This is a genomic window from Bartonella sp. MM73XJBT (assembly GCF_028618465.1).
GTDB lineage: Bacteria > Pseudomonadota > Alphaproteobacteria > Rhizobiales > Rhizobiaceae > Bartonella.
In genome coordinates this window covers 1-5,811 of the sequence record NZ_JAQISY010000057.1, presented here as the reverse complement: position 1 = coordinate 5,811, position 5,811 = coordinate 1, and the positions used below count along the sequence as shown (strand labels likewise).

Annotated in this window: 1 pseudogene; it reads left to right on the top strand. The window is 39.4% G+C overall.

Annotation, left to right across the window (positions count from 1 at the left end):
- Window positions 1-5,811: pseudogene (locus tag PVV69_RS09115) on the top strand (hypothetical protein); the annotation flags it as partial.

Here is a 5,811-nt window from a genome sequence, read left to right as displayed (position 1 = left end):
GACAACTACAAAAAGTTGAAAAAGATGTTAAAGAACAAGTCGCAGCCAGTAGCTTCGTGAAACAAGACAGCGATACAAAACACATCACCATTGGTAAGGAAACCGATGGTGACAAAATTGATATTACCAACAAAAAGAATGAACAGCGTACTCTTACGGGTCTAAAGAGTGCTTCTCTGTCAGAAGCTTCAAATGAAGCTGTTACCGGTTCGCAGTTGTTTACAACAAATAAAAATGTAACAACTTTATCCGATAATTTCAAAATCGCTGCCACGAATATGGCCAAGTATTTTGGTGGTGATGCTGGCTATGAGAATGGCAAGTGGACCGATCCAACTTTTACAATAAAAACAGTTAAAAATGATGGTGAGGAAGAAACGACGACTTATCATGATGTAGCGGCAGCTTTGGCAGGCGTTGGGAATTCTATCACAAATGTTAAAAATGATATCAAGAATGAAATCACGAGTGTAAAAGGTGATAGTCTTGTTAAGTGGGATGATAAGACAAAGCATATTAACATTGGTGGTGAAAAGGAAGATGCTACAATCAATATTGCAGATAAAGAAAGTAATAATAGAATCCTTTCTGGTGTTAAGAAGGCAGAAAAAGGCAATGAAGCAGTTAACAAAGATCAGCTTGATGAGAATGTAAAGAAACTTTCTGGCGAAATTGCAGATGTGCGTTCAGTGGCAGTTTTCTACGATGAGGAAGTAGAGCCCAAAGGTATCAATCCATTTATCAGATCAGCACCTAAAAGTAATAAGTCCAATGTTACTTTTGGTGATCCAAGCAAAGGTACTGTTGGATTGCATAATGTTGGCGATGGTAACGTCACAGAAGATTCGCATGATGTGATTAATGGTTCACAGCTTTATTCATTGGGTGACAAAGTTGCTTCTTACCTTGGCGGTAACGCCAAATATGAGAATGGTAAATGGACGGATCCAAGCTTCACGGTAAAAACCTTTGATACTAATGGCGGTTCTGCAGATAAGGCTTATAATGATGTAGCGAGTGCTTTGACTGGGGTTGGTACTTCTATCATGAATGTTCAGAATAAAGTCACTGAACAAGTTAATAATGCTATTACCACTTTCAAAGGCGATGCCTTATTGTGGAGTGAAAAGGATAATGCGTTTGTTGCCATGCATGGAAGGGAGATTTCTGATGGTGGAGAACCGATAGCAAGGTCAGCGGGTAAGATTACCTTTCTTTTAGATGGAGATGTTTCCAAAGGTTCTACAGATGCTATTACGGGGGGGCAGCTTTTTGAGACCAATAGTAAGGTTGCTAGTTATTTAGGTGGTGGAGCTAGTTATCAAGATAAAACATGGACGGATCCAACATTTAAAGTTAAAGCCGTTAACGGTGAAGGTAAGGAAGAAGAGAAGACTTATAAGAATGTAGGGGAAGCATTGAGTGGGGTTGGTAATTCTATCACCAATGTCAAAAATGATATTACCAAACAGATTAATCATCTTCAGTCCGATGATTCAGCGGTTGTCCATTACGATAAAAAGGATAATCAGATTAATTATGCGAGTGTCACTTTAGGTGGTAAAGATCAAACCCCCACAACTCTCCACAATGTTGCTAATGGTATTATTGGTGATAAGTCTCATGATGCAATCAATGGCGGACAGATTTATAAAATTGGTATAGATATAGCCAAATTCTTGGGTGGAGAAGCAGCCTTTAACAATGGAGCCTTTACAGCTCCAACTTATAAATTATCATACGTTGCCAAAAATGGAGTTGTAACGGATAATAGTTTTTCAAGTGTGGGAACAGCTTTTGCAGGTCTTGATATAAATATTAAGAATGTCAATCAACGGATTAAAGAAATATCTCAAGGTGTTGCACAAGATTCTTTATTGTGGAGCGAGAAGGATGGTGCTTTTGTAGCTCTTCATGGAGATGGTGAAGACAGAAAAACAAGTAAGCTTAAGTTTCTTGCCAATGGTGATATTACTGCGACTTCAGCGGAAGCTGTCACGGGTGGTCAACTTCATTCATTGGGTGATAAGGTTGCGCAGTCTTTTGGCGGAGGAGCAAAATACGAAAAAGGAGAATGGATTGCTCCAAAGTTTACACTTAAAACAGTTAACGATAATGGTGATAAAGAAGATAAGACATATCAGAATGTAGGGGAAGCATTGAGTGGGGTTGGTAATTCTATCACCAATGTCAAAAATGAGATTACGAACCAGATTAATCATCTTCAGTCAGATGATTCCGCTGTTGTGCATTATGATAAAGACGATAAAAATAGCACTATCAATTATGCGAGCGTTACTTTTGGTGGTAAAAATCAAACCCCCACAGTTCTTCGCAATGTTGCTGATGGTAGTATTGCTGATAAGTCGCATGAAGCGATCACTGGCGGACAGATTTATAAAATTGGTGATGATATAGCTAAATTCTTGGGTGGGAAAGCAGCCATTAACAATGGAGCTTTTACAGGACCGACTTATGAATTATCTCAGGTAGAGAAAGATGGTAAAGTAACAAACAAGCCATTTACCGATGTTGGTTCAGCTTTTGCAGGACTTGATACAAATATCAAGAATGTGAATGACCGGATTAAGGACGTCTCAGAGGGAGTTGCACAGGATTCTTTAAATTGGAATAGTGCGGAAGGTGCTTTTGTAGCTCTTCATGGGGAAGAAAGCAAAAAAACGAATAGCAAACTTAAATTCCTTGCCAATGGAGAAGTTTCCAAAGCTTCGACGGAAGCGATAACGGGCTCTCAACTTTATTCCTTAGGCGATGATATTGCGAAGTCTTTTGGCGGTGACGCTAAGTATGAGAATGGTGAATGGACAGCTCCAAGCTTCAAGGTTAAGACAGTTAAGGATGATGGTAGTGAAATTGAAGAGCAAAGCTATCAGACAGTAGCGGAGGCTTTAGCAGGAGTTGGTACCTCTTTCACAAACGTTCAGAATAAAATTACCAATGATATTAATACTGCAATTACCAATGTGAAAGGTGATAGTCTTGTTAAGTGGGATGAGAAGACAAATCATATTAATATTGGTGGTGAAAAGGAAGATGCTACAATTAGTATTGCTGATAAAGATAGTAAGGATAGAATTCTTTCTGGTGTAAAGAAGGCAGAAAAAGGCAATGAAGCAGTTAACAAAGAGCAGCTTGATAAAGAAATTGCAGATGTGCGTTCGGTTGCAGTTTTTTACGATGAGGAAGAAGTTTCAAGTGATGACAATCGGCTTATCAGATCAGCACGTGAAAGTAATAAATCGAATGTAACTTTTGGCGATCCAAACAAAGGCACTGTTGGATTGCATAATGTTGGCGATGGTAAAGTTACAGAAGGTTCCCATGATGCGATCAATGGTTCCCAACTTTTTTCGACGGATCAAAAAGTGAGTGTTGTGTCAAGTAATCTACAAATTGCAGGCACCAATATAGCCAAAGCTTTTGGCAGTGGCGCTAGCTATGATGATGGTCAATGGATAGCTCCTAGCTTTAAGGTTAAAACAGTTGACGGTGAAGGCAAAGAAAAAGAAGAGAGTTATAGTAATGTAGGAGAAGCTTTGGCGGGAGTTGGTAGTTCTATCACAAACGTTCAGAATAAAATTACCAATGATATTAAAAATGAGATTAGCAATGTAAAAGGTGAGAGCCTTGTTAAGAAAGATGCAGCAACGAATGTTATCAACATTGGTAAAGAAGTAGAGGGCTCAGCCATCAATATTGGCAACAAGAATAATGAAGATCGGACACTTTCTGGTGTGAAGGAAGCAACAAACGATAATGAAGCCGTTAACAAGGGGCAGCTTGATAAGGATTTGAAGAAACTTTCTGAGAGCCTTCAATCAGAAGATTCAGCAGTTGTTCATTATGATAAAAAAGATAAGGGTGAAACTGATTATACGAATGTGACTTTGGGTAGAGGTGAAGGTTCTACGCCTGTTAGACTTCATAATGTTGCCAATGGCACAATTTCTTCAGAATCACATGATGCAATCAATGGCGGACAGATTTATAAAGTTGGCGAGGATATTGCAAAGTTCTTAGGTGGAGCATCATCCTTTAAAGATGGATCACTTACACCACCAACCTATAAATTATCGAATGTTGATGAAAAAGGTAATGTTACAGATAAGCCGTTTAGTGATGTTGGTTCAGCCTTTGTAGGTCTTGATAAGAATATCAAGCATGTGAACGATCGGATTAAGGAAGTCTCTCAAGGAGTTGCAAAGGATTCTTTAAATTGGAGTAGTACTGAGGGTGCTTTTGTTGCTTCTCATGGGGAAGGCGATGCAAGAAAAGATAGCAAGATTGCGCATATTTTGTCTGGAGACATTACTGAAACTTCAACGGATGCGGTCAATGGCTCGCAGCTTTATTCTATGAACAAGCAGCTTGCGAGCTATTTAGGTGGCGGTGCTGGTTATGATGCGGAAGGTAAATGGTCAGCTCCAAGCTTCAAGGTAAAGATAGTCAAGGATGATGATAGTGAAGTTGAAGAGCAAAGCTATGAAAGTGTATCTGCTGCATTTGAAGGAGTTGGTAGTTCATTCACGAATATCAAAAATGAGATTACGAACCAGATTAATCATCTTCAGTCAGAAGATTCAGCAGTTGTTCACTATGATAAAAAGGCAGAGGGAGAAATTGATTATACAAATGTGACTTTAGGTAAAGGCAAGAATTCTACCCCTGTTGCACTTCATAATGTTGCCAATGGTAAGATAGCCAGTGGATCGCATGATGCTATCACGGGTGATCAGATGAATAAAGTTGGCGAGGATATTGCAAAATTCTTAGGTGGAGCATCATCCTTTAAAGATGGATCACTTACCCAGCCAACCTATAAATTATCGTCCATTAGTAAAGAGGGAGATGTAACTGAGAGTTCTTTTGAAGGTGTTGGCACAGCGTTTAGTGGTCTTGATACGAATATCAAGCATGTGAACGATCGTATTAAGGAAGTTTCAGAAGGCGTTGCGCAGGATACTTTGAGTTGGAGCAAGGAGAAAGGGGCATTTGTTGCGGTTCATGGTGAAGATGGTGCAAAGAGCAATAGCAAAATCACGTCTCTTTTAGATGGAACTGTTTCTAAGGGTTCAACGGATGCAGTTACAGGAAGTCAGCTTTTTGATACAAATAAGACAGTTGCAACTTATTTAGGTGGCGGTGCTGGTTATGAAGAAGGGAAATGGACCGCTCCAAGCTTCAAGGTGAAGATAGTTAAGGATGATGGTAGTGATGTTGAAGAGCAAAGCTATGAAAGTGTCTCTGCTGCATTTGAAGGAGTTGGTAGTTCATTCACGAATATCAAAAATGAGATTACAAACCAGATTAATCATCTTCAGTCAGAAGATTCAGCAGTTGTTCATTATAATAAAAAGAAAGATGGTAAGACTGATTATGGCAATATAACTTTTGGTGGTAAGGACGAGGTCCTTACAGCGCTGCACAATGTTGGTGATGGTAAGATTGCAGAGAATTCACATGATGCGATTAATGGTTCCCAACTTTTTGCGACGGATAAAAAAGTGAGTATTGTGTCAGATAATCTACAAGTTGCAGGCACAAATATAGCTAAAGTCCTTGGGGGTGGAGCTAAGTATGAAGAAGATAAATGGACAGCGCCAAGCTTCAAGGTAAAAACAGTCAAGGATGATGGGAGTGACGTTGAAGAGCAAAGCTATGAAAGTGTCTCTGCTGCGTTTGAAGGAGTTGGTACATCTTTTACGAATATCCATAAAGAGCTTAAGAATGAGATTACGAAAGTTGTAGGAGACAGTCTTGTTAAGCAAGATGCAGAGAGCAAGGTTATCA